Source organism: Pseudomonas sp. MF06569 (assembly GCF_059862735.1).
This window is the reverse complement of sequence record NZ_JCBCUZ010000062.1, coordinates 1-3,576: the sequence shown is the minus strand read 5'-3', so window position 1 is coordinate 3,576 and position 3,576 is coordinate 1. Positions and strand designations below refer to the sequence as shown.

General features: G+C 63.3%; 5 protein-coding genes and 1 pseudogene. All 6 read right to left on the bottom strand.

Going from position 1 to position 3,576, the window contains the following annotated elements:
- A pseudogene (locus AC19YQ_RS24770) lies at positions 1 to 186 on the bottom strand (hypothetical protein); the annotation flags it as partial.
- 147 nt (positions 187 to 333) lie between these two features.
- Entirely contained in the window at positions 334 to 612 is a 279-nt protein-coding gene (locus AC19YQ_RS24765) for an MbeD/MobD family mobilization/exclusion family protein (RefSeq protein WP_048403092.1), read from the bottom strand.
- 3 nt (positions 613 to 615) lie between these two features.
- Complete coding sequence (locus tag AC19YQ_RS24760) at positions 616 to 1,104, bottom strand: MbeB family mobilization protein (RefSeq protein WP_053221399.1); 489 nt, start codon at positions 1,102 to 1,104, stop codon at positions 616 to 618.
- Between the two features lie 684 nt (positions 1,105 to 1,788).
- Positions 1,789 to 2,127 (bottom strand): MobC family plasmid mobilization relaxosome protein, encoded by a 339-nt coding sequence (locus AC19YQ_RS24755; protein WP_073514994.1) that lies wholly within the window; start codon positions 2,125 to 2,127, stop codon positions 1,789 to 1,791.
- Between the two features lie 387 nt (positions 2,128 to 2,514).
- Positions 2,515 to 2,691, bottom strand: a complete 177-nt coding sequence (locus tag AC19YQ_RS24750) for a hypothetical protein (RefSeq protein WP_153387367.1) — start codon at positions 2,689 to 2,691, stop codon at positions 2,515 to 2,517.
- Positions 2,688 to 3,576: replication initiation protein (locus tag AC19YQ_RS24745; protein ID WP_500596169.1), on the bottom strand; the 889-nt coding region annotated here is incomplete at its 5' end. The genes AC19YQ_RS24745 and AC19YQ_RS24750, both read right to left, overlap by 4 nt.

The following is a 3,576-nucleotide window of genomic DNA, read 5'->3' as shown; positions in this document are numbered from 1 at the left end:
CTTGTGCGTGGGGCCGTTCGGCTGGATGTAGCGGGCCAGGGCAGCGCGCTCGGCGCTGCGCACCTGGAGTCCTGCGCGCAGGTCGTCGGTATGGTACGGCTTGGCCGGTAGGCGCTCGCGGAACAGCTCAAGCTGGATCGCTTGTCGCGGTTGATCGTCTGCGGCGTCGTGGTATGCTTTCAACACGTTCAAGGGCACTCCAATGCTCTTGCGGGGCCCCCGTCGCTCTCTCTTCCGCCAAGATGATCAGAGCACGGGGGTTTTGTTTTTTCTGGGGTCCAGCCTAACCCAAGGTGGGCCCACGGCGCGACTTATGCCGCTGATGCTCCTGGATCACTTCCTGAGCGCGCGGCTCAAACCCTCGACGCGCTGCGCCAAGTCGTTCACTTGTCCGCTCAAGCTCTGCACCTGCTGCGACAGGGCCATGTTCTCTGTCTGGCTGCGCTCGTACTGCCCCTGCAAGGTCGCGGCAGCTTCGGCCCACAGCTTCGAGCCCTTCGCGTGCTCGATCCGCATACTTTGCAAGGTCTCGGCGAAACTGCTCAGCTGCTGCTCGTGCTCGCTCTGTAAACTCTCCAAGGCGTCTAGCAAGGCCTTCTCGATCTCCGTCATAGCCTACTTCTCCAACTTCACGGCCTCTCGGCCAAGTTCCTTGAAATTCCACCCGCTGGACGCCTTCTTCCCTTTGGGCAGCAGGAGGTACTCGTCTTTTCCGTCGCTGTAGAACTCCATCCCCAGCGCCTGGGCGCGGGCCATCGTGGCCTTCTGCTGCTCGATGATCTGGAAATTCTCCGCCACCGTCAGCCCTGTCCACCACAGGGCCCCGCTCGCGGCCAGGATGACCGCCAGCAGGCTCCCTGCGAGCCATTTCCAGCCCGATAGGACTAACGCCCTGGTGTTGGCCTCGGTCGCGCTCAAAAGCTCGCTGAGGCTCTTCTCGCGGGCCTGGATGGCGCCGCTCAAGCTCTGTTCGCTTGATCTCAATGCCGCGAGCAAGGTCTGTTCGTGCTGTTTGTAGGCGTTCGTCACGCCCGTCTCGATATCGCTGGCTTGCTGCTTCGATTTCTCCTCGAAGCTCCGGGCCAAGTCTGAAATCCCGCTCATAGAGGGCCCCCTTGAGGCGTATGTTCTTGCCGCCGTCCGGGTCGGCGATGCTGATGGATGACTTGGTTTCGCGGGCCACCTGGAAGCCTGCACCTGTCAACTTTTCGAGCACGTCAGCACGGCTGCGCACCTCGCCCTGGGCGGCAAGGGCCAGCAGCCCGTCCGTGATCTGCTGCGCGACCTGCTGACGCTCTGGCGGCAAGTCGCGGGGCGTTACAAGGGCCCGCCTGCGAGCTGGGTCTTTCGGGTCGGAAAGGCCCAGCTCGGCGCGCTGAACCGTCGCCCAGGCATCGACCCGGCGCTGATCGGCGACGTGATAGTAGGGCTGCAAGCGCTTGCCCTCGGTCAGCTCCAGGTTGGGGATGACGAAGTTCAGCTCTAATCGTCCCTTGTCTTGGTGCTCAACCCATAGGCAGCTGTACTGCCGGGCCTCTAGGCCGGGCAGTAGCGCCTTCTCGAAACTGTCCATGAGGGCCCGTTTCTGCTCGGGCGGTAGATCCGCCTCGGCAAAGCTCAGCACGCCGCTGGTGTACTTCTTGGCGTACCGGCTGGAGTCGATCAGTTCGGCCACCTGCTCAGGATCGCCACGCAGCAGGGTTGCCCCCTCCCGCTGGCCGTCCCGGCCCAGCAGGTACTGCGTCGGCCCCTTGCCGCCGCCAGTGCCCCTGGCGTGGAACTTCACGATCACTTGTGCAGCGCTCGCAGTTCGGCCAACTCACGCTCAACCCCGGCCAGGGCGCCGATGACCTGGACGCGATCAACAGCGCCCCACTCGGCGGTGTTCATCTTGCGGGCGATCTGGTTGAGGTTGTTCCCGATACTCGCCAACTGGCGCAGCAACGCGGGATCAGCCGCCGGGGCCGCGCCGCGCAGATCACGGACTAGATCGGTCTGGCCGGGATTCAGGCAGCTCTCCCGCATCCAGCGGGCCAGCTCCGTCCTGGTGCTGTGCATCTGGAGGGTGGCCAGTTCCTCGGGGGTCACCCGCACCTTGATGATCTTTTCGCGCTTTGGCTCGGTCATGGATTGGCTCTTAGTCGAGGCCCCCGACGTTGCGGACTTTAGTCCGCGGCGGCGGGGGCCGGCTGGGGGGTTTCGGGGGGCGGCACGCCCCCTGAACCAGGTCACAGAGGAACCGACCAAGCGAAGCGCCGGGAGGGCCCTCTGTGTATCCTGGCTTATAATCAAAAGCCGTGCAAGTTACAAAAGGTAACAGAGGCTCTAGATCAGGGGTTAGTGGATTTGTGGCTAACGCGCTTTGCTTGTTGGGCGTTCACCATCACAGCGCCCTTCGGTCACTGCACTGGCGACCACCTGGACTTGTGAAGAGCGGGGGGATTTACATCTGGAGGGGCACAGCTGAAGCCCCCGTAAACGGGGCTATTATCTGATATGGCTTTTTGACAACTTTTACTGAGGGTTCGCTTTGTTGGCGATGCGGGCAATCAGGCTGGCCGCGTACATTGCGAGATCGTAGTCAATTGACTCGTTGCGCAGGGCCCAGCCATCCACCATGTCGATGACATGGGATAGATCGGCTAGAAGGTCCGGGAGTTCGTCCTGGCGGAATGCATCTTTAAGGGTCATTTGAGGCCTCTTACCCAGTTGTTGATTGTTTGCCTTGATTGGCCCGTCAGGCGCGCTATTTCGGCCTCTGAGCGGCCCTCGTCAAGCAGGCTGACCAGCTTCGGCCTGAGCTGGTCACGCAGCGCCTTGCCCTTCTTCGATCCCTGTGCGGCCTGCCACGCACTGAAGCCCTCGGGCGTGAACCGGGCGTGTGTGTACCTAGCCACCGACTTGGCGATATGGCCCACCTCCTGGTGATCCAGGGGGCAAGGGAACCCAGCGTTGTACATGAGGGCCCGCTGCAGGCAGGCGGCGTGCCACTGGTCGTAACCCGGCCAGCCCTGGCGTATGGCCTTGTACGACCACTGGCTGAGCTGCTCGAAGAGGTTGCAGTTACGACCCAGTCCGTACGCAGGCAGGCGCTTGCGCCGGTCTTTCGCCGCGCTGAGGTCAAGCCAGCTGTCCAGATCGTTCAGCGTGTACAGGCGGGGCTCCCACGCCGCCACAACCCAGTGCGGGTGCAGCGGGTTCTTGCAGATCAGGCCGCTGTACTGCGGGTCTGCCCCGAGTGCCTGCTGTAGCGTGGAATCTATGGCTCCCGCGTACCTGAGTGGGTCAGATTTCGCGCCAGGCGCAGTCCTGACGGGGGTTTTGAGGCCGTAGATCAGGTGAGCGTGCCCATTGGCGGGATTCATGGCTGTGATCGAGGGCGGCGGGCAATTGCGGTCGCTCCAGTCCATCGCAGCCCCTGGGCGGTCGATGTCGTAGACGAGCCAATACTTGTGCGTGGGGCCGTTCGGCTGGATGTAGCGGGCCAGGGCAGCGCGCTCGGCGCTGCGCACCTGGAGTCCTGCGCGCAGGTCGTCGGTATGGTACGGCTTGGCCGGTAGGCGCTCGCGGAACAGC

Bases quoted from the DNA above. Each gene is read 5' to 3' on its own strand.
- AC19YQ_RS24755 (WP_073514994.1), bottom strand. From the start codon at position 2,127: ATGACCGAGCCAAAGCGCGAAAAGATCATCAAGGTGCGGGTGACCCCC.
- AC19YQ_RS24750 (WP_153387367.1), bottom strand. From the start codon at position 2,691: ATGACCCTTAAAGATGCATTCCGCCAGGACGAACTCCCGGACCTTCTA.
- AC19YQ_RS24760 (WP_053221399.1), bottom strand. From the start codon at position 1,104: ATGAGCGGGATTTCAGACTTGGCCCGGAGCTTCGAGGAGAAATCGAAG.
- AC19YQ_RS24765 (WP_048403092.1), bottom strand. From the start codon at position 612: ATGACGGAGATCGAGAAGGCCTTGCTAGACGCCTTGGAGAGTTTACAG.